The 18809-nt window shown below is 73.4% G+C and carries 19 protein-coding genes and 1 pseudogene; 9 read left to right on the plus strand and 11 right to left on the minus strand.

Annotated features, from left to right (window positions below; all coding sequences use genetic code 11):
* Positions 1-39: 39 nt before the first annotated feature.
* Together D0D28_RS18615 and D0D28_RS18620 are read right to left on the minus strand one after the other, a co-directional pair.
* A complete protein-coding gene (locus tag D0D28_RS18615; RefSeq protein ID WP_094006648.1) occupies positions 40-591 on the minus strand; it encodes a hemerythrin domain-containing protein in 552 nt (183 codons plus the stop codon).
* A 56-nt stretch (positions 592-647) separates the two neighbouring features.
* Positions 648-1625: a zinc-dependent alcohol dehydrogenase family protein gene (locus D0D28_RS18620; protein ID WP_116111439.1), complete on the minus strand. Its 978-nt coding sequence runs from the start codon at positions 1623-1625 to the stop codon at positions 648-650.
* A 77-nt stretch (positions 1626-1702) separates the two neighbouring features.
* Between D0D28_RS18620 and D0D28_RS18625 the strand changes: the two genes are divergently transcribed.
* The gene (locus D0D28_RS18625) at positions 1703-2416 is read left to right on the plus strand and encodes a TetR/AcrR family transcriptional regulator (protein ID WP_094006650.1); all 714 of its coding nucleotides are present in this window, start codon (positions 1703-1705) and stop codon (positions 2414-2416) included.
* On the opposite strand, the gene D0D28_RS18630 is transcribed toward D0D28_RS18625, so the two are convergent.
* Positions 2334-3479 (minus strand): NAD(P)/FAD-dependent oxidoreductase, encoded by a 1146-nt coding sequence (locus D0D28_RS18630; protein WP_240323261.1) that lies wholly within the window; start codon positions 3477-3479, stop codon positions 2334-2336. The two genes, D0D28_RS18625 and D0D28_RS18630, sit on opposite strands and share 83 nt — an antisense overlap.
* 88 nt (positions 3480-3567) lie before the next feature.
* Between D0D28_RS18630 and D0D28_RS18635 the strand changes: the two are divergent.
* Positions 3568-4337, plus strand: a pseudogene (locus D0D28_RS18635) (sigma-70 family RNA polymerase sigma factor).
* Between the two features lie 24 nt (positions 4338-4361).
* Here the strand turns inward: D0D28_RS18635 and D0D28_RS18640 are convergent.
* Complete coding sequence (locus D0D28_RS18640) at positions 4362-5519, minus strand: metal-dependent hydrolase family protein (RefSeq protein ID WP_240323262.1); 1158 nt, start codon at positions 5517-5519, stop codon at positions 4362-4364.
* Positions 5520-5599: 80 nt separating this feature from the next.
* On the opposite strand from D0D28_RS18640, the gene D0D28_RS18645 reads away from it, so the two are divergent.
* Positions 5600-6565, plus strand: coding sequence for an esterase/lipase family protein (locus tag D0D28_RS18645; protein ID WP_116111441.1), 966 nt, complete (start codon positions 5600-5602; stop codon positions 6563-6565).
* 10 nt (positions 6566-6575) lie between these two features.
* The gene (locus tag D0D28_RS18650) at positions 6576-7394 is read left to right on the plus strand and encodes an SCO6745 family protein (protein ID WP_116111442.1); all 819 of its coding nucleotides are present in this window, start codon (positions 6576-6578) and stop codon (positions 7392-7394) included.
* A 7-nt stretch (positions 7395-7401) separates the two neighbouring features.
* On the opposite strand, the gene D0D28_RS18655 is transcribed toward D0D28_RS18650, so the two are convergent.
* The 4 genes from D0D28_RS18655 to D0D28_RS18670 are packed head-to-tail and all read right to left on the minus strand — an operon-like array spanning position 7402 to position 11576.
* Positions 7402-7641 carry a hypothetical protein gene (locus D0D28_RS18655; protein WP_094006654.1) on the minus strand — a complete coding sequence of 80 codons (240 nt, stop codon included), beginning with the start codon at positions 7639-7641 and terminating at the stop codon, positions 7402-7404.
* Positions 7638-9458, minus strand: coding sequence for a helix-turn-helix domain-containing protein (locus D0D28_RS18660; RefSeq protein WP_116111443.1), 1821 nt, complete (start codon positions 9456-9458; stop codon positions 7638-7640). Before D0D28_RS18660 ends, D0D28_RS18655 begins: the two co-directional genes overlap by 4 nt.
* 4 nt (positions 9459-9462) lie before the next feature.
* Positions 9463-10794 carry an MFS transporter gene (locus D0D28_RS18665; RefSeq protein WP_094006656.1) on the minus strand — a complete coding sequence of 444 codons (1332 nt, stop codon included), beginning with the start codon at positions 10792-10794 and terminating at the stop codon, positions 9463-9465.
* Positions 10795-10826: 32 nt separating this feature from the next.
* Complete coding sequence (locus tag D0D28_RS18670) at positions 10827-11576, minus strand: 3-hydroxybutyrate dehydrogenase (protein WP_116111444.1); 750 nt, start codon at positions 11574-11576, stop codon at positions 10827-10829.
* Positions 11577-11699: 123 nt separating this feature from the next.
* On the opposite strand from D0D28_RS18670, the gene trxA reads away from it, so the two are divergent.
* Genes trxA through D0D28_RS18685 form a run of 3 tightly spaced genes read left to right on the plus strand, consistent with a single transcriptional unit; the run spans position 11700 to position 13807 of the window.
* A complete protein-coding gene (gene trxA, locus D0D28_RS18675; RefSeq protein WP_094006658.1) occupies positions 11700-12068 on the plus strand; it encodes a thioredoxin in 369 nt (122 codons plus the stop codon).
* Positions 12069-12107: 39 nt separating this feature from the next.
* Positions 12108-12965: a hypothetical protein gene (locus D0D28_RS18680; RefSeq protein WP_116111445.1), complete on the plus strand. Its 858-nt coding sequence runs from the start codon at positions 12108-12110 to the stop codon at positions 12963-12965.
* A gap of 56 nt (positions 12966-13021) precedes the next feature.
* Positions 13022-13807 (plus strand): SAM-dependent methyltransferase, encoded by a 786-nt coding sequence (locus D0D28_RS18685; RefSeq protein WP_116111446.1) that lies wholly within the window; start codon positions 13022-13024, stop codon positions 13805-13807.
* A 156-nt stretch (positions 13808-13963) separates the two neighbouring features.
* On the opposite strand, the gene D0D28_RS18690 is transcribed toward D0D28_RS18685, so the two are convergent.
* Positions 13964-14752: an ABC transporter ATP-binding protein gene (locus D0D28_RS18690; protein WP_116111447.1), complete on the minus strand. Its 789-nt coding sequence runs from the start codon at positions 14750-14752 to the stop codon at positions 13964-13966.
* Between the two features lie 62 nt (positions 14753-14814).
* Between D0D28_RS18690 and D0D28_RS18695 the strand changes: the two genes are divergently transcribed.
* Positions 14815-15717, plus strand: coding sequence for a LysR family transcriptional regulator (locus tag D0D28_RS18695; protein WP_116111448.1), 903 nt, complete (start codon positions 14815-14817; stop codon positions 15715-15717).
* Here D0D28_RS18695 and D0D28_RS18700 read toward each other — a convergent pair.
* Complete coding sequence (locus D0D28_RS18700) at positions 15645-16157, minus strand: nitroreductase family protein (protein WP_116111449.1); 513 nt, start codon at positions 16155-16157, stop codon at positions 15645-15647. The two genes, D0D28_RS18695 and D0D28_RS18700, sit on opposite strands and share 73 nt — an antisense overlap.
* A 268-nt stretch (positions 16158-16425) precedes the next feature.
* Complete coding sequence (locus D0D28_RS18705; protein WP_116111450.1) at positions 16426-17643, minus strand: Glu/Leu/Phe/Val dehydrogenase dimerization domain-containing protein; 1218 nt, start codon at positions 17641-17643, stop codon at positions 16426-16428.
* 223 nt (positions 17644-17866) lie between these two features.
* Here D0D28_RS18705 and D0D28_RS18710 point away from each other — a divergent pair, with 223 nt between their 5' ends.
* On the plus strand, positions 17867-18787 hold the full coding sequence (locus tag D0D28_RS18710; protein WP_094006665.1) for a LysR family transcriptional regulator: 921 nt from the start codon (positions 17867-17869) through the stop codon (positions 18785-18787).
* Positions 18788-18809: the final 22 nt, after the last annotated feature.

Raw genomic sequence — 18809 nt, forward strand, 5'->3', positions numbered from 1 at the left:
GCAGGCCGGCCGCCCGCGACGGGCGGCCGGCCCCCGGACTCACCGCTTCAACACGCTGCGGATGGCGTCGCGGGCTCGGTCCATGAGGGCGGCCGGCGGGCCGAGCAGCATGTTCTTCGCGGCGCTTTCCGTTCCCGGGTGCGGGCGGGTCGGGGCCACCGCCTCGGCCGCCCGCACCGTGTCGGCCATCGCTTCCAGCCGCTTGGCGTCGTAGGCCTGGCGCAGCAGCGGGAACTCCAGCCGCTCCTCGTGCTCGGCGTGGGCCAGCACGTCGTCCCGGAGCTGGATCAGCAGGGTGTCGAAGCCCTCCGCGTCCGGACCCATGTCGTCCAACGTGGACAGCAGTTCCTTGGCGCGGTGCTCCTCGCCCACGCGGGCCTCGACGATCGGTTCGCCGCCCTCCTGGCGCCGCACCTCGGGGTGGACCAGTTCCTCCTCCGCGGTCTCGTGCACCGACAGCAGCCGCACGAGCTCGCGGAACGCGTCCCTGCGTTCGTCCCCCTTGGCTCGTTCGACCACGCCGAACAACCGGCGGATCTCCTGGTGCTGGTCCTCCAGCAACGCGATGACGTCCTTCTTGTCCGTCGACACGGTGACCTCCTTCGCTTCGCCGGGAGGGCTACCCGCGGGGGCCGGAGTTCACTCGCTCAGTGACGAACGCGGACCACCACCTTGCCCACCTGCGCGTTCGATTCGAGGTGCGCGTGGGCCTCGACGATGTCGGCCAGGTCGTCGAACACGCGGTCCACGGCCGGGCGCAGGGTGCCGATGCGCAGGCCGGCGTTGATGAAGTGCTCCGACCGGCGCCGCCGTTCGGGGTTGCGGGTGACGTAGCTGCCGTTGCCGTAGCCGAACACGGTGACCTGCCGGTCCCAGTTCATCGGCAGCGGCGTGGGTGCACCGCCCATCCAGCCGTAGACGACCAGCAGCCCGCCCACCGCGGTGGCCTCGACCAGGTCCACCACGCCGGGGCCACCGACCGGGTCGATGGTCAGGGTCGCGCCCGCGCCGCCGGTCAGCTCCCGCACCTCCTTGACCAGGTCCGTCGAGTCGAGCGTGACGACGTGCGCGGCGCCGGCCGCGAGCAGCTGGTCACGCTTGGCGCCGGTGCGGGTGACGGCGATCGGCACCGCGCCGAGGTGGTTGGCGATCTGGATCGCGGCGATGCCGACGCCGCTGGAGGCGGCGGTGATCAGCACGGTGTCCCCGGGCCGCAGGCCGCCGCGCTCGACCAGCGCGCCGTAGGCGGTCTGGTGGGTCAGCCAGACCGACGCGCCGGTGACCTCGTCGCGGCGGACCAGGCTCGACACGGGCACCACGACCCGGTCGCCGTACACGCCGTACTGCCGCATCGAGAACGACGCGATGGTGCTGATCTCGGTGCCCTCGGGGAAGCCCTCGACCCCCGTTTCGACCACACCGGCCGCCTCGTAGCCGATCGGCGAGCCGGGCAGGATCGGCTGCTCGTAGTAGGTGCCCGCGCGGAACAGCGCCTCGGCCCGGTTGAGTCCGATCGCGTCCACCCGGATGCGCACCTCGCCCGGGCCGGGCTCGGGCACCGGCCGGTCCTCGATCCGCAGCACCTCGGGACCCCCGATCCGGTCGAACAGAACTGCTCTTGCCATACTGAACACCGTTTCTTAACTACACGCTGTGTAGTAACACTACGGCGAATAGTAGGCCGACGCCGTACAGTGTCAAGGTGGGCGAAGCGACGACGAGCCGCCGGGAACGGCTGCGGGCGGAGACGGCACGCGAGATCAAGACGATCGCGCTGGAGCTGATGGCCAAGGGCGGCCCCGACGCGATCTCACTGCGCGCGATCGCCCGCGAAATGGGCATGACGGCCGGCGCGATCTACGGCTACTACCCCACCCGCGACGACCTGATCACCACGCTGATCTCCGACGTCTACACCTCGTTCGTCGACACCGCCGAGGCCGCGCGCGACGCCGTGCCCGCGGACGACCCGGCCGGGCGGATCCTGGCGTGGGGCCGCGCCCTGCGCGAGTGGGCCCTGGCCAACCCCGAGGGCTTCCGGCTCATCTACGGCGACCCGGTGCCCGGCTACCGCGCCCCGGAAGGCGGCGCCGCGGCGGACGCGGAACGCCGGGCGTGCGCGCTGCTGACCGAGCTGGTCGCCGGGGCCTGGCCGACGGTCCAGGCCCCGGACGACGACTTCACCTGGGAGGACTTCGGCCCCGCCCTGGTCCAGCACATGCGCGAGGAGTTCCCCGGCCTGCCGCCCGGCGTGCTCGCGCTGTCCCTGCGGACCTGGGGGCGGATGCACGGCCTCATCTCCCTTGAGGTCTACGGCCACCTCGGGCCGCAGGTCACCGACCCGGCGAAGCTGTACGAGTCGGAGTTGCGGGCGCTGCTGCGCTCGCTGGGCCTGCGACCCGACGGCCGCCCTTGACCCACCGCAGGGATCCGGGCTTGCGCGCCTCGCGGCGGATCTTCAGCACCCCGAGCTTGCAGGCCAGCTCCTTGTAGGCCGCGCCGAGGCGGCCGCCGACCTGGAAGTTCAGCGCGGTGTCGTCCTTGCGCGCGAACTGCCGCACGGCCGCGTGCCGACCGAGGCTGACGCACGACCCCACCAGCGCGACGTCCAGCACCGGCGGTTCGGTCCCGGCGATGCGGCTCAGCACGGTGTCGGCGGCCTGCGCCCCGAGCGGCGCGGCGGCCTGGCAGCTCATCCGCAACGGCAGGCCCGACGGCGCGGCGGCGTCGCCGGCCGCGACGATCCGGTCGTCGTCGAGGCTGGTCAGCGTCTCGTCGGTGAGCAGACGGCCGAGGTCGTCGGTGCGCAGCCCGCTCGCGGCCGCCAGCTCCGGCACGGCGAAACCCGCGGTCCAGACGGTCAGCGCGCTCGCACGCACCGTGCCGTCGGTGTAGACGACCGCGTCCGGCCGGACCTCGGCGACCTCGACGGTCTCCAGCACGGTGACCCCGTGCCGGGCGAGCCACTTGGCGATGTACCGGCGGCTCCCGGCGCCCAGCGACGGCGCGAGGGTGCCGCCGCACACCAGGGTGACCCGGCGTCCCCGCTCGGCCAGTTCGGCGGCCGTCTCGATACCGGTCAGCCCGCCGCCGACCACCGTGATCGGCGCATCGGCACGCAGCTGGTCCAGCTCGCCGCGCACCCGCTGTGCCGATTCGAGTTCGGCGAGCGGGACGGCGAACTCGGCCGCGCCCGGCACCGACGGCACCGCCGCGGTGCTGCCGACCGCGTAGATCACGTAGTCGTAGTCCAGCTCGCGGCCCGAGGCCAGCTCCACCGTGCGGGCGCCGGTGTCGATGCGGGTGGCGGTGTCGACCACGAGGTGGACGCCGTCGTCCAGCATCGAGTCGTAGTCCACCGCGGCCTCGCCGGTGCCGGCGACGAACTGGTGCAGCCGGATGCGGTCGACGAACGCCGGACGGGGGTTGACCAGCGTCACGTCGACGTCGTCGCGCATCCGCAGGCGGGAACCGACCACCCACCGCCGCGAAACGTCAGGCCTGACGTTCCGCCCCGCTGTCCGGTCGGACCGGTGGAGACGGACGCGACCGAGGAGCCGAGCACACATGACCGAACCGGACGACGGCCTGACCGCGATCATGAGCGAGCGGCGTCAGCTGATCAACCTGGCGTACCGGCTCCTGGGGTCCCTGGCGGAGGCCGAGGACGTGGTCCAGGAGACCTGCGCGCGCTGGTACGCGATGTCCCGCGAGGATCAGGAGGCCATCGTCTCCCCCGGCGCGTGGCTGACCAAGGTCGCCGGCCGCCTCTGCCTCAACGTGCTGTCCTCGGCCCGCGCCCGGCGCGAGACCTACGTGGGCGAGTGGGTTCCCGAACCGGTGCCGGACAGTTCCGAGTGGCGGCCCGCCGATCCCGCCGACCGGGTCACGCTCGACGAGTCGGTCAGCATGGCCTTCCTCGTCGTGCTCGATGCGATGACCCCGGCCGAGCGCGTGGCGTTCATCCTGCACGACGTCTTCCGCTACTCCTTCGCCGAAATCGCCGAGATCGTCGGCCGCACCCCGGCCGCGTGCCGCCAGCTGGCCTCCTCGGCCTGCTGGCCCCCGACGTGACGGCGATCAGCGACGGCGGCGGTCTGGTCAGCACGGTCCTGCGCCCGGTCGAAGGCGCCGAGCGGATCCTGCGCTCGCTGATCCGCCTGGAGCAGCGGTTCCGCGCGCACACGCTCCTGGAGCGCACGGTCAACGGCCGGCCCGGCCTGGTCGCCCAGCAGGACGGCGTCACCGTGTCGGTGTACGCGTTCGAGATCGCGGACGAGAAGATCCGGCGCATCTGGGCGGTGCTCAACCCGGAGAAGCTCCGCGCGTGGAGTTGACCACGGGTCGACTTGACGCGCCGGTCACCGCACCCGCGCGCCCGCCAGCCACACCCCCGCCGGGCGCGCCAACGTCGTGATGTCCCTCAACGGGTCGCCGTCCACCAACAGCAGATCCGCGTCGAAACCCGGCCGGATGCGGCCCTTACGTGCCAAACCCGCCACCTCCGCCGCCAGCGACGTCGCCGACGCCAGCGCTGCCTCCGCCGGGATTCCGCCGTCCACCAGCCACTCCACGGACGTCGCGAGCATGCCGTGCGGCTTGCCCGGCGAGATACCCGAGTCGCCGCCGGACACGATTCGCACCCCGGCCTCGGCCATCCGCACCACCTGGCCGATCCGGTCGCGGATCGTCGAGCCCGTCCGCTCCAGGAACTCCTTCAGCGCGGGCGGCGGGGTCATCTCGCCGATCGCGCCGAGCGTCGGGCACACCGTGATCCCGCGCGCGGCGATCGCGGCGGCCAGCTCGTCGCTCATCCGGATACCCTCGGGTGTCAGGCAGCTGCAGTGCTCGATCCCGTCCACGCCCACGGCCACCGCCTGCTCCACCGACGGCGTGCCGTGCGCGTGCGCGGTCACCGGCAGCCCGGCCGCGTGGGCCTCCTCGACGACCAGCCGCAGCTCGGCGAGCGTGAACTGGCAGGCCAGGATGTCGGTACCCGGCGTCATGCCGCCGCCGCTGGCCATGACCTTCACGACGTCCACCCCGCGCTCGGCCCGCTCCGCCACGGCCGCACGCAGTTCGTCGGCGCCGCTCGCCTCACCGCCCATGTTCCAGCAGTGCCCGCCGCGGCTGGTGATCGGCGGCCCCGCCGCGACGATCGTCGGCAGGGCTCGGCGGCCGCGCCAGCGCAGCGTCGCGTACCGGCGATCGCCCAGATCCCGCACGCTGGTCACCCCGGCGGCCAGCTGGACCCGCAGCGCACGCTCGATCACGTCGTCCAGCTCGTCCTCGGTGTAGCCCGCGAGCCGGTCGAGCGCGCCGGAACCGCCGTCGCCGCAGAGGTGGGTGTGCATGTCGATCAGCCCGGGCAGCAGCGTGCCGGGCGAGCCGACGACCGGCAGGTCCGGCACCGGCCCGCCGACCCGTTCGATCATCCCGTCGCGGACGAGCACCGGCAGGTCGTGGTGCGCGCGTTCGCCGTCGAAGACCTGGGCCGCGCGGATCACGAAGGCGTTCACCACCGGGGAATCGCCTCCCGCGGCCGGGTCGTGACAAGATCGCCTCGGTCCACACGACGGAGTGTGCCGGAAGGACAGTCATGAAGCGCTCGCTGCTCGCCCTGCTGGTCCTCGTGGGCTCGGTCCTGGCGCCCGCGTCCGCCGCCGCCGCGGACGGCCCGCCGCTGCGGGTGCCCGAGGCCACGCTGGACGCGGCGGTCGGGTGTACCGGTGATGTCGCCGGGTCCGGCCACAACCCGATCCTGCTGGTGGCCGGGACGACGCTGACGCCGGAGGTCTTCGCCTGGAACTACGCCCCGGCGCTGACCGCCTTGGGCCGGCCGTTCTGCACGGTCGCCTTGCCGGACAACGGGATGGCCGACATCCAGGTCGCCGCCGAGTACGTGGTGCACGCGATCCGCACGGTCAGCGCCGCCGCCGGGCGGGACGTGGACATCGTGGGGCACAGCCAGGGCGGCATGATCCCGCGCTGGGCGCTGAAGTACTGGCCGGACACGCGCTCGCGGGTGGGCGACGTGATCGGGCTGGCGCCGTCCAACCACGGGACCGTGGTGGCGCACGCGGTGTGCCTGCCGGGGTGCGCGCCCGCGTTCTGGCAGCAGCGGTCGGGTTCGGCGTTCCTGACCGCGCTGAACAGCGGCGCGGAGACCTGGGCCGGGATCGACTACACGAACGTCTACACGATCCTGGACGAGGTGGTCGCGCCGAACCTCGACGACTACGGCAGCTCGTCGCTGCACACCGGGCGGGGCCGGATCAGCAACGTCGGCCTGCAGGAGGTGTGCCCCGCGCACGTGGCCGACCACCTCACGACCGGCACCACCGACGGGGTGGCGTTCGCGCTGGTGGTGGACGCGCTCACGCACGACGGCCCGGCCGACCCGGCGCGCCTGCCCGCGGACGTCTGCACGCGCCTGCTGATGCCCGGCGTGGACCCGGTGTTCCTCGCCGTGCACGAAGCCCGCATGGCGACGGTGGTGGCGACGCAGGTCGCGCTGTACCCGCACGTTCCGGCGGAACCCGAGCTGGCCAGCTACGCCCGCTGACACCCGGCTCATTGCCCGTCGCTCGTTCGAGCTCCTGGAGCCGATCTGCCTGGTCACCCACTTCGCCGAGGAGTGCCGCCAGGAGATGGCCACGCTCGGCCACCGCACCTACTGGGACGGCTACTTCGCCGGCCGCGCCGCGCCGCTGGGGCGGGTGCCGGCGGAGGTCGTGCACGCGGCCTTCTACAGCTTCGCCGAGGGGGAAGCCGCGCGGCACATCCCGGGCGTGTGGGAGACGGCCTCGCCCGAGGCGTCTCTCGCTGCGCGGGAGCGGGGCAGCGCGGCCTCCCTGCGGCGGATCCTCGGTGACGAGCCGGCCGGCTCCCCGGGCCTGGTGCGCGCCGCCGACCTGACCACCAAGGCCGCGACGAGCGCGCCGACCGCGGGCCGGGTGATGTACGCCGGGATGCGCACCCTCCCGGTGCCGGGCGATCCGGTCGCCCGGCTGTGGCATTCCGCGACCATGCTGCGCGAGCACCGCGGGGACGGGCACATCGCCGCGCTCCTCGGCGCGGGCATCGGTGGCACGGAGGCCCACGTGCTTCGCGCGGTGGACATGGGCATTCACCCGCCGGAGTCGTTCGGGCGCATCCACCACCTGCCGAAGGCGCGGCTGGCCGCGGTCATGGCCGGCTTGCGCGAGCGCGGGCTCCTCGACGCCGACGGCCGGTTCACCGACGCCGGCCGCGAGACCAAGGAACGCATCGAGGCCCTCACCGACGAACTCGCCGCCCCGCCGTACGACGCCCTGTCCCCCGCCGACCTCGACGAGCTGATCGCCGAACTCGAACCGATCACCGCGAGGCTGGTGGCCGCCGGATCGCGGTGACGGGCCGTCAAGCACCAAGGGTGTCGATCTCGGTGGACAGGATCGCGGCCTGCTCGTCGAGCGAGCGGTCGTCGGGCTCCTCGCCCACCCGCTGCCGCAGCGCCTCGCGCTCGATGACGGTCAGCGCGCCCTCGTGGCGGGGCAGCTCTTCGGCCGGCAGCACCGCGAGGCTGCCTTCCTGCATGACCAGCCGCGCGCCGTTCCCGGCCCGCAGCAGCGCCTTCAGATCGCCCGCGGTCACCTTCATCGGGCCTCCCTTCGTCGGCCCCCGGCTACCCGCTCCGGCGCCCCGTCAAGCGTGTGCACCCGCAGCGCCAGCTGGATCTCCAGCGCCCGCCCCGGCTCGTGCCAGTCGCCGCCGAGCAGGGTGGCCACCCGGTCCAGGCGCTGCACCACCGTGTTGACGTGCACGTGCAGCGTCTCCTTCGCCCGGGTCAGGTTGCCACCGGCGGCGAAGTACGCCCGCAGCGTCCCGGTCAGGTCCGTGCCGCGCCGCTCGTCGTAGTCGAGCACCGGGCCGATCGTGCGCCGCACGAACCCGGTGAGGTCGCCGCCGTCGCCGAGCAGCACGCCGAGGAACCCGAGCCCGGCGGCCGAGGCGCCCTCGCCGGAGCGGCCCAGCGCCAGCAACGCCCGCAGGCACCGGATCGCCTCCGCGTGCGCCGCCGCGATCGCCGCCGGTCCACGGGCCGGGCCGGCCGCGCCGATCGTCACCGGCGTGTCCGTCGTGGCGGTCAACGCCGCCGCGATCCGGGAGGCCACCGCGTCCGGCTCGCCACGGACCAGCAGCACGACCTCCTCCGCGTGGATGCCCGCCAGCGTCGCGTGCCGGGCCGCGGCCACCGCCAGCCGGGCGCGCGACACCGATTCGGCGTGCGCGACCAGGACCGCGTGCGGTTCGGTGAGGTCCACGCCCAGCCGTTCGGCCCGCGCGAGCAACGCACCCGGGTTGCGGTCCGGCGCGGTGAGCAGGTCGGTCAGCAGCTCACCGCGCACCTCCTCCTCGGCCTTGGCGACCGACCGGCGCAGCAGCAGCAACAGCGCGGTCACCACGGCCGCCCGCTCGAACAGCCGCCGGTCCGCGTCGAGCAACGCCTCCCGCCCGGCCAGGACGATGCTGCCGAGCAGCTCCGGCCCGGCCTGCACCGCGCACACCAGCGACCCGGCGCTGGCCACCGACCTCCCGGTGCTCCGCGACACCGCGACCACGTCCGGATCCGGTGCGGGCGGGGCGGTTCCGGCGTGCGCCAGCTCCTCGCCCGCCGCGTCGAACAGCCCGATCGAGCCGTGCAGGACGTCGGCCACCGCGGCGGCCACCTCCGGCACGTCGCCGCCGCGCAGGACCAGGTCCATCAGCCGGTCGTGCGCCTCCTCGGCGCGGTGCATCGCCGCGGAGTGCGAGCTGATCTCGTCCAGCAGCCGGGCGTTGTCCAGCGCGATCACCGCGTGGTCGGCCAGCGAGGACAGCAACGCGACCTCGTCCGGGGTGAAGTCGCGCGGCGTGCGGTCGGAGGCGTAGAGCACCCCGATCACCGTGCCGCCCAGCGACAGCGGGACGCCGAGGATCGCGGCCAGGCCCTCGTCCCGGACCGCGTCGTCGATCGGCGTGGTGTGCAGGAACCGCTCGTCGCGGAAGTAGTCCGGCGTCGCGTACGGACGCGCGCTCTGCGCCACCAGTCCGCCGAGCCCTTCGCCCATGCCCAGGATGACCTCCTTGAACAGGGGCGACACGCATCCGTCGGTGACACGCATGTAGGTGCGCCCGGCGGTTTCGTCGTTGAGGCTCAAGTAGGAGACGTCCGCGCCGAGCAGCGTGCGAGCCCGCCGCACGATCGACCGCAGCACGGCGTCCGGATCGCGCAGGCGGGCCAGGTCGCTGGCCGTGTCGAACAACGCGGTCAGCTCGGCCTCGCGGCGGCGGTGCGCGGTGAGGGTGGCGTGGATGCGCAGCGCCAGCTCGGTGGCCTTGGGGTGCGCGGCGCCGGCGTGCGCCAGCTGCTCGCTGCTCGCCCCGCCGGCGAGCAGGTCGAGCAGCCGGAGCACGTCGTCGTCCACGACCGTCATGGTCTCATCGCGCGACCGGTTCCGCGGCAGCCGCGGGCTCCTCGTCGTGCAGGGACGTGCCCGCGGTCTCCTTCGCGCTGGTCACCGCGATCACGGTGATCACGCACATCGCGACCACGTACAGCGAGACCGCCAGCGTGCCGCCGAACTCCCTGAACAGCGCGACCGCGACGATCGGCGCCAGCGCACCGGCGGCGATCGAGGACAGCTGGCCGCCGATGGACAGGCCGGTGTAGCGGACGCGGGTCGGGAACTGCTCGGCGAAGAACGCCGCCTGCGGGCCGTACATCGCGCCGTGCAGCACCAGGCCGACCGTCGCGGCGAGCACGATCATCCCGGCCGAGCGGGTGTCCATCAGCGCGAAGAACGCGAACGCCCAGCCGGCCATCGCGACCGCGCCGAACAGGTACACCGGGCGGCGGCCGATCCGGTCCGACAGCGCGCCCCACAACGGGATCGTCAGGAAGTGGATCGCCGATCCGATGAGCACCGCGTTGAGACCGGTGGACTTGCTCAGCCCGAGCGGGCCGGTGACGTAGACCAGGATGAACGCGGTCAGCACGTAGTAGGACACGTTCTCGGCCATGCGCGCGCCGATGGTGATGAGCACCCGCCGCCACGCGCCGCGGAAGACCTCGACCGCGGGGGCGCGGTGCTGCTCGCCGCGCTGACGGGCCTTTTCCTGCGCGGCCAGGAACACCGGCGACTCGGTGACGGTGAGCCGGATCCACAGGCCGATGATCACCAGCACACCGGAGAGCAGGAACGGGATGCGCCAGCCCCACGAGGTGAACGCGGCGTCGGACTGCACCGCGGCGAGGATCGCGAGCACCGCGGTGGCCAGCAGGTTCCCGCCGGGCGCGCCGCACTGCGGCCAGGACGCCCAGAACCCGCGGCGGCGGTCGTCGCCGTGCTCGGACACGATGAGCACCGCGCCGCCCCACTCGCCGCCCAGCGCGAAGCCCTGGACCAGCCGCAACGCCGTGAGCAGCAGCGGCGCGGCCACGCCGACCGCCGCGTAGGTCGGCAGCAGGCCCATCGCGCACGTCGAGCCGCCCATCAGCAGCAGGCTGAACACCAGCAGCTTCTTCCGGCCGACGCGGTCGCCGAAGTGGCCGAACACCAGACCGCCGAGCGGCCGGGCGAGGAAGCCGATCGCGTAGGTGGCGAACGACAGCAGCGTGCCGGTCAGCGGATCGCTGCCGGGGAAGAACAGCTTGTTGAAGACCAGTGCCGCGGCCGATCCGTAGAGGAAGAAGTCGTACCACTCGATCGTCGTGCCGATGAGGCTCGCGCCGACGACTTTCGCGATCGAGCGGTTCTCGCTGCGGGGCATGGGCAACACTCCTTTGTGCCGTGGCGGAAACGTCAGGCGGCGGTCCAGCCGCCGTCGAGGGGCAGGGAAATCCCGGTGATGTGCCCGGACGAGGGGCCGCACAGCCAGCGCACGGCGTCGGCGACCTCGGCCGGGTCGATGAGCCGTTTGATCGCGGCGCGCCGCAGCAGGACCTCGCCCAGGACCTCGTCCTCCGGGCGTCCGTGCGCGGCGGCCTGGTCGGCGATCTGGTCGCGCACCAGCTGCGTGTCGACGTAACCCGGGCTGACGCAGTTGCTGGTCACCCCGTGCGGCGCACCCTCCAGGGCGACCACTTTGGACAGTCCTTCGAGCGCGTGCTTGGCCGACACGTAGGCGGACTTGAACGCGCTCGCACGCAGGCCGTGCACGCTGGAAAGGTTGACGATCCGGCCCCAGTGCTGCGCGTACATGTGCGGCAGCACCCGGCGGATCAGCAGGAACGGCGCGGTGACCATGACCGCGTGCATCCGGGTGAACACCTCGGGCGGGAACTCGGTCAGCGGCGCGACGTGCTGGAAGCCGGCGTTGTTGACGAGGATGTCGACGTCGGCGGGCAGGGTGCCGATGCCGGCGGGGTCGGCGAGGTCCGCGGTGTGCGCCCAGCCGCCGGTCTCGTCGGCGACGCGCGCCGCCGCCGCGGAGTCGATGTCCACCACGTGCACCTTCGCCCCGGCCTCGGCCAGGGCGTGCGCGCAGGCGCGTCCGATCCCGCTGCCGGCGCCGGTCACCAGCGCGACCCGGCCATCCCAGTAGCCACTCATGGCGACAGACGGTAAGCGGCCGGGAGCGCGAAGCCTATGTGCGTGATCGCCACAAGTTCCCGGCAGCCTGTGGTGGGCGGCGCCACCCGGAATAGGTGACCTCGGGTGCGTGTTGCACCCCGCATGGCGACGGTAACGCTGACCAAGGACAACTTCGAAGAGGTCGTCAACTCCGACGGCATGGTGCTCGTCGACTTCTGGGCGGCCTGGTGCGGGCCGTGCCGGATGTTCGCGCCCGTGTTCGAGGGTGCGGCCGACCGGCACGACGACATCGTGTTCGGCAAGGTCGACACCGAGGACCAGACCGAGCTGGCGCAGGCGTTCGGCATCCGGTCGATCCCGACGCTGATGGCGGTGCGCGACGGTGTGGTGCTCTACGCCGAGCCGGGCGCGCTGCCCGAACAGAGCCTGGAGGAGCTGATCGGCAAGCTGCGCGAGGTCGACATGGACCAGGTGCGCGCGGAGATCGCGAAGCAGCAGCAGGCCGAATGACGGTTTGCCGGTGGTCACCGGCGAGCCGATGATGGAGGCATGACGCCCCGGGGGTTCGACGCGGTCGCCGACGAGCTGTACGCGCTGCCCCGGGACGAGTTCACCTCGATCCGCACCGAGCGGGCCAAGGAGGCGAAGGCCCGCCAGCCGGACCTCGCGAAGCGCATCAACCAGCTGCGCAAGCCGACCGTCGCCGCGTGGCTGGTCAACCAGGTCAGCCGCCGGCACCCGGACGAGATCGGGCAGCTCGCCGACCTCGGCGCGCGGCTGCGGACCGCCCACCAGAAGCTGGCGGGCGACGAGTTGCGCACGTTGTCCCGGCAGCGCAACGAGCTGATCCGCCGGTTGAGCGGACGCGCGGGCGGCGTCGCCGGTGAGGCCGGGGTGCCCTACAGCGACGTGGCGATGCGTCAGGTCGAGGACACGTTCGAGGCCGCGGTGTCCGATCCGGACGCGGCCGCGGAAGTGGCGGCGGGGCGGCTTTCCGCGGCGTTGTCACCGTCCTCTTCGGAGGATTGGCTCGCCGCCGCGCTGGCCGCGTCGCCGAAGCGCAAGGCGGCGCCACCGCCGCCGGTGAAGAAGAAGCCGTCGAAGCGGGACCCGGAGGCCGAACGCCGCCAAGCCGCGCTCGAGGAAGCCCGCGTGAAGGCCGCGGAGGCGGAGGCCGCCCGCGACGAGGCGCAGCAGGCGCTGGACGAGGTGAGCGCCCGGGCGGAGAAGGCGGCGGCGCGGGTCGCCGAACTGCGCGCGCAGCTGGACGACGCCACCCGTGAAGAGCGCGCGGTGCGCAAGGAACTCACCGCCGCCCGCAAGGCCGCGACCGCCGCGGACAAGGCCGCCGACGACGCGCGGCGGCAGGTGGCCGAGATGGAGTCGTTCGGCAAACGTCGACGCTAGCCGGGCCGTTGACCCGCGTGCCAGACTGGCCGCGACCGGACGGGTGGTGAACGCCGATGACATCGCAGCAGCGCACCAAGGCCACGGCCGCGGGCGTCTACGACTGGTACCTCAACGGGCACCACCACCTGCCGTGCGACGCCGAGGTGGCGATCGCCGCGCAGAAGGTGTTCCCACTGGCCGGGCAGGTCGCCCGGTACAACCGCGAGTTCCTGCGGCGGGCCGTGCGGTGGATGATCCAGCAGGGGATCCGCCAGTTCCTGGACATCGGGTCGGGCTACCCCACCGCCGGGAACGTGCACGAGATCGCGCAGGGGTACGCGTCCGGCACCCGCGTGGTCTACGTCGACCTGGACCCGGACACCGTCCGGGTCAGCAACGAGCTGCTCGCCGACGCCCCGGACGCGATCTGCCTGCACGGCGACGCGCGGGAGCCGGAGGACATCTTCGCGCGTGCGACGCCGCTGGACTTCGCCGAGCCGGTGGGGCTGCTGCTGGTGTCCGTGCTGCCCTTCGTCCCGGACGACGTGGCCCCGCTGGTGCGGCGCTACGTCGAGCGGCTCGCGCCGGGCAGCTACCTCGGCCTCACGCACATCACGTTCACCGAGGACGAGCAGGCCCGCCGGCGCCAGTCCGAGGTGACGCAGACCTACAACGCGAACGTGCAGCAGAACGTGACGACGCGCTCGCCCGACGAGGTGCTGGCGCTGTTCGACGGGACCGAGCTGGTGCCGCCGGGCCTGGTGCTCGCCACGCACTGGAACGCACCACGCGGCTACCGCCCGGCCCCGGACGACCAGGCGAGCGCCGTCCTGCTCGGCGGCGTGGGCCGGGTTCTCTAGGAAACCGGATCGCTCAGCCCCGCGAGTCCCACGCTCCTGTCGGCGAGTCCCACACTCCCGTCGGCGAGTCCCACACTGGCGTCAGCGAGTCCCACACTCCCGTCGGCGAGTTCCGCACTCCTGCCCGCGAGTCCCACGCTCCCGTCGCCCGCGCCGCTACGCCAGCGGCTCGGCGCGGGCGGTCCACCTTCCCTCGGTCCGGGTGATGCGCACCGGGTGGTCGAAGCACTTGCTGATGTGGTCCGTGGTCACCACCTCGTCCGCCGGGCCGGACGCCAGGCACTGGCCCTCCCGCAGCAGGAGCGCGTGCGTGGTGCTCACGGGCAGCTCCTCCAGGTGGTGGGTGACCAGCACGGTCGCCAGCGCGGGGTGCTCCCGCCGCAGCGCGTCCACACTGGACAGCAGCTGCTCGCGCGCCGCCACGTCCAGGCCCGTCGCCGGCTCGTCGAGCAGCAGCAGCCGCGGTGCGGGCATCAGCGCGCGGGCGATCAGCGCCCGGCCGCGCTCGCCCTGGGACAGCGTCGGCCAGCGGGCGTCGCGCTGACCGCTCAGCCCGAGCATCCGGATCAGGCGCTCGGCGCGCTCCCGCTCCACCCCCGTCGGCTGCCAGCGCGGCACCAGCTCGGTCGTGTTCGTCAGCCCGGTCAGCACCACCTCGAACACCGTCAACGGCGAGGTCAGCGGGTGCCGCGGGTTGATGTGCCCGAGGAACGACCGCAGCCTGCGCATGTCCACCCGCCCCAGCCGGTGCCCGAGCACGTCGACCGTTCCGCGCGTCGGGTGCGTGACCGCCCCGAGCAGCCCGAGCAGCGTGCTCTTGCCTGCCCCGTTCGCGCCGAGCAGCGCCCAGTGCTCGCCCTCGCGGACCGTCAGCGAGATCGACCGGAGCAGGTACCGGCCGTCGCGGACGAGATCGACATCGCTCACCTGCAACACGGGCGTCATGGCCCGCACGCTACCAACTCCTCAGACGTCTGAGGAAAACGGACATCCGATAACCTCCCGGAATGGATCGGGTCGAGACGCGAGAACTCGCCTACTTCGTCGCCGTCGCGGAGGCGCTGCACTTCGGCCGCGCGGCGGAAGGGCTGGGACTGGCCCAGCCGGCTCTGTCGAAAGCCGTGCGGTCGCTGGAACGGCGGCTGGAGGTGACCCTGTTCGAGCGCACGAGCAGGCGCGTGGAACTCACCCCGGCCGGCGAGGTGCTGCTCGACGAGGCCCGGAAAGCGCTTGCCGCGGTCGCCGCGGCGGCCCACCGCACCCAGCGCGCCGGCCGCGGCGTGCCCTACCTCGCCCTGGCCGCCAAACCCGATGGTGACGCCGGCCTGCTGCCCCGGATCCTGCGCCGCTACGAGAGCGATCCGGCCGCGGTGCCGGTCGAACTCGTCACCGCGCACGAGGACCGCGTGTCGCTGCTGCGCGACGGCCGCGCCGACCTCGCGCTGCTGCACACGCCCTTCGACGACGCGGCCGGCCTGGAGACGGCGGAACTGCGCGCCGAGCCGCGGGCGGCCCTGCTGCCGCCGGACCACCGCCTGGCGCAGCGGGCGATCCTGCAGCTGTCCGACCTGCGCGGGGAGCCCGTCGGACGCTGGGCCGGCTACCCGGACTTCGGTGGCGTCGAGGTCACGGATCTGGCGAAGCTGCTGCGCGTGACCTCCCGCGGCCGGGCCATCGCGCTGCTGCCGCGGTCGGTGCTGGACACGCTGGACCACAACCTGGTCACCGTCCCGGTCGTGGACGCCGCCCCCGCGCGGTTGCTCCTCGCCTGGCCGCAGGGCACCAGCTCCCCCGCGGTCGCGGCGCTGGCGCGGGCGGCGCGGGAGGTGGCCGCGGACTACCGCTCGGTGAACAGGTCGGACAGGTCCTTGCGGCCGGTCGGGATGGCGGAGCGGCCACGCGGGCGCTGACCCGGCCAGCCCAGGGCGAGCGCGTGGTGCGCGCGCCACGGGTGCCCGTGCCCGGTGAGCGCGGCGGCTTCGACGGCGTTGATCTCGGGGTACAGCGAGACCGGGCAACTGCCGAGACCGGCGAAGTGCGCCGCGACGACGAGCGTCTGGCACACCCGGCCGAGGTCGAACTCGGTGTCGTGGCCGGCTTCGGAGTCGGACAGCAGGACCAGCGCGACCGGGGCGGTCGCCAGCGGCAGCGCGTACTGCCCGAGTCGGGCCAGCGCGCGGCGCAGGTCCGGGTCGGTGACCGAGACGAACCGCCAGGGCTGGCGGTTGCGGGCGGATCCGGTCCAGCGCGCGGCGTCGACCAGGTCCGCCACGAGGCGCCGCGGCACGGGACGCTCGGCGAACACGCGGGTGGCGCGGATGGCGACGAGCGTGCGGAGCGGATCGTCCATGCCGGGAGCGTCCCACGCGTCCGGCGAAAGGGACCTTCGGCCCTGGATCCGGGGCGGGCGAATCGGGCACTGTGGGGACAGACCCCGAGGTGCCCGGGCACTACGAGGTCGAGGCCCTACGGTCCCGCGACGGCGGCTCCGAAGGCCGCAACCGCCGAGTGGAAACCGGTCCTGGTTCACCTCCCCGTCGGCGAACCAGGCCGGAACTGTGTGCACACGCGTGAAGGGCCCTTCGCGAAGCAGCGAAGGGCCCTTCAGCGTTGGCACGTCAGGGAATGACCACCCCGGCGTCCCCGGCAGCCAGGCGTGCCGCGCGGTTCGCCGCGGCCAGCTCCTCCGCCGTCGTCCGCGGCGGGACACCGTCGGCCAGCCAGGCGGCCAGCAGCAGCGCCACCTTGGAGCGCATCTCGGTCCGCAGCCGGTGGAACGAGTCGACCGGGTCGGCGCCCACCTGGCCCAGCAGCAGCCACCACGCCCACGCGGCGGCACCCGCGTTCGCCACGAAGTCCGGGATCACCGGGATCCCGCGTGCGGCGAGCATGGCCTCGGCCTCGGCGGTGGTCGCCGCGTTGGCCGCCTCCACCACGACCTTCGCCGCGACGTCCGGAACGTTGTCCGGCGTCAGCGCGTAGGAGATCGCCGCCGGGACGAAGATGTCCGCCTCGACCCCGACCACCGCGTCCCGCGGCAACTGCCGGATCCGCGCGGGCAGCCGCGACCGGTCCACCTCGCCGAACCCGTCCCGCAGCTCCAGCAGCGCCGGGACGTCCAGCCCGGCCGGGTCGTACAGCGTCCCGGCCGCGTCGGCGACCGCGACCACCCGCATGCCCGCCTCGTGCAGGTACCAGGCCGCGCCGCCGCCCATGGTGCCGATGCCCTGGATCGCCACGGTGGTCGCGGCCGGCTCCCAGCCCCACGCGCTCGCCGCGCCCAGGCACGCCTGCGCGACGCCGTAACCGCCGACCACGTCACCGAGCAGCAAACCTCCCGGCACCGGGGCGTTCAGCCCGGCGTGCACGCGGCGCAGGGTGCGCGCCGGATCGAGTGAGCGGCGGATGGCCGCGTGGTAGGACTGCTCCAGGCCGAGCCGCTCGAAGACCTCGTCGATGAGGTGCTGCGGCACCCCGAGGTCCTCGGCGGTCACCCAGTGCGCGTCCAGCCACGGGCGCATCGCCTGGCAGAACCGCTCCAGCACCCCGACGGCCCCCGGGTCCTTCGGGTCGAAGTCGATCCCGCCCTTCGCCCCGCCCACCGGCAGGTCGAAGGTCGCGGTCTTGGCGGCCATGCCGCGGGCCAGGTCCTCGACCTCGGACAGCGTGCAGCCGGCGCGCATCCGGGTGCCGCCCGTGGCCAGGCCGGAGACCAGCGTGTGCACCACGAGGTAGCCGTGGGTGCCGGTGACCGGGTCGGTCCAGGTCAGCCGCAGCATCGGCTCCTGCGTGCGCGGGAGGGTCCGCTCACCGGCGAGCCCCCGCGGGTCCTGCATCGTGGTCAACTGTCCCCTCCAAGCCTGTCGCCGATTCCGGGCGCAGCACAGCGCACCTCCGCCACCGCGTGGTGGCTTCGGTCGCCGGTCCGAGTGGAATCGGGAGATCCATTCCCGCTGACACCAGGGTGCGGCAGTGGTCCCGCACACGTCCAGTTAGGGATCATGCACGGTTCCGTTCACGTTCCCTGCACAGCAGGTGATCCTTACCTACCCTGAGCCCATGGAGCTTTCGCTGCACCGGTTGCGGATGCTTCGGGAGCTGCACCGCCGCGGCACCGTCACGGCGGCCGCGGCGGCCCTGCACTACACGGCTTCGGCCGTCTCGCAGCAGCTCGCGCAGCTGGAACGGGACGTCGGGGCCAAGCTGTTCGAGCGGCTCGGCAGGCGCGTCCAGCTGACCGAGCTGGGCGTGGTGCTGGCCGAGCACGCCGAGGAGATCCTCAAGTCCGTCGAACGGGCGACGATGGCGCTGGAGGAGGCCCAGGAGGGCGTCACCGCGCGGTTGACGGCGGGGGTGTGGGCGTCGGTGGCGTCCGGGTTGCTGCCGTTCGCGTTGTCCGCACTGGCGAAGGAGCACCCGGGGATCGAGGTGCGCACCAAGGAGCTGGCGCCGGAGGAGACGGCGGGGGCGGTGCGGGACGGCGCGCTGGACTTCTCGTTCGTCATCGACTACTCCGACTACCCGATGCCCTGGGACCCGGCGCTGACGCGGGTGGTGATCGCGGTGGAGCGGCTGCACGCGGCGGTCCCGCGCGGAGCGGTGCCGGCGAACACGGTGAGCCTGACGGAGCTGGCCGAGCACCCGTGGATCCTGGCCGGGCCGCGCTCGCACTTCGGCCGCGCGGTGCGGCTGGCGTGCCAGCGGTACGGGTTCGAGCCGAAGATCAACCACGAGGTCGGCGAGCAGGCGACCGCGCTGGCGATGGTGGCGGCCGGGCTGGGGGTGACGCTGGTGTCGGACCTGGGCCTGTCGCTGCGGCCGCCCGGGCTGGACATCGTGGCGCTGACGGAGCCACCGATGCGCACGGTGTCCATCGCGCACCGCACGGCTTCCGCGCGGCCCTCGCTGCAGCTGGTGATCGACGCGGTCCGCGCGGCGGCCGCCGAGCAGGGGCTGGGGGCGGCCGCGCCGCTACCGTGAAAGGGCTTTCCCGCCTGCCCCG

It is taken from the genome of Amycolatopsis ruanii (assembly GCF_003385175.1).
Classification (GTDB): domain Bacteria; phylum Actinomycetota; class Actinomycetes; order Mycobacteriales; family Pseudonocardiaceae; genus Amycolatopsis_E; species Amycolatopsis_E thermalba.

Bases quoted from the DNA above. Each gene is read 5' to 3' on its own strand.
- trxA (WP_094006658.1), top strand. From the start codon at position 11,700: ATGGCGACGGTAACGCTGACCAAGGACAACTTCGAAGAGGTCGTCAAC.
- D0D28_RS18695 (WP_116111448.1), top strand. From the start codon at position 14,815: ATGGATCGGGTCGAGACGCGAGAACTCGCCTACTTCGTCGCCGTCGCG.
- D0D28_RS18645 (WP_116111441.1), top strand. From the start codon at position 5,600: ATGAAGCGCTCGCTGCTCGCCCTGCTGGTCCTCGTGGGCTCGGTCCTG.
- D0D28_RS18660 (WP_116111443.1), bottom strand. From the start codon at position 9,458: ATGACGGTCGTGGACGACGACGTGCTCCGGCTGCTCGACCTGCTCGCC.
- D0D28_RS18620 (WP_116111439.1), bottom strand. From the start codon at position 1,625: ATGGCAAGAGCAGTTCTGTTCGACCGGATCGGGGGTCCCGAGGTGCTG.
- D0D28_RS18690 (WP_116111447.1), bottom strand. From the start codon at position 14,752: ATGACGCCCGTGTTGCAGGTGAGCGATGTCGATCTCGTCCGCGACGGC.
- D0D28_RS18680 (WP_116111445.1), top strand. From the start codon at position 12,108: ATGACGCCCCGGGGGTTCGACGCGGTCGCCGACGAGCTGTACGCGCTG.
- D0D28_RS18665 (WP_094006656.1), bottom strand. From the start codon at position 10,794: ATGCCCCGCAGCGAGAACCGCTCGATCGCGAAAGTCGTCGGCGCGAGC.
- D0D28_RS18655 (WP_094006654.1), bottom strand. From the start codon at position 7,641: ATGAAGGTGACCGCGGGCGATCTGAAGGCGCTGCTGCGGGCCGGGAAC.
- D0D28_RS18710 (WP_094006665.1), top strand. From the start codon at position 17,867: ATGGAGCTTTCGCTGCACCGGTTGCGGATGCTTCGGGAGCTGCACCGC.
- D0D28_RS18705 (WP_116111450.1), bottom strand. From the start codon at position 17,643: ATGCAGGACCCGCGGGGGCTCGCCGGTGAGCGGACCCTCCCGCGCACG.
- D0D28_RS18685 (WP_116111446.1), top strand. From the start codon at position 13,022: ATGACATCGCAGCAGCGCACCAAGGCCACGGCCGCGGGCGTCTACGAC.
- D0D28_RS18670 (WP_116111444.1), bottom strand. From the start codon at position 11,576: ATGAGTGGCTACTGGGATGGCCGGGTCGCGCTGGTGACCGGCGCCGGC.
- D0D28_RS18700 (WP_116111449.1), bottom strand. From the start codon at position 16,157: ATGGACGATCCGCTCCGCACGCTCGTCGCCATCCGCGCCACCCGCGTG.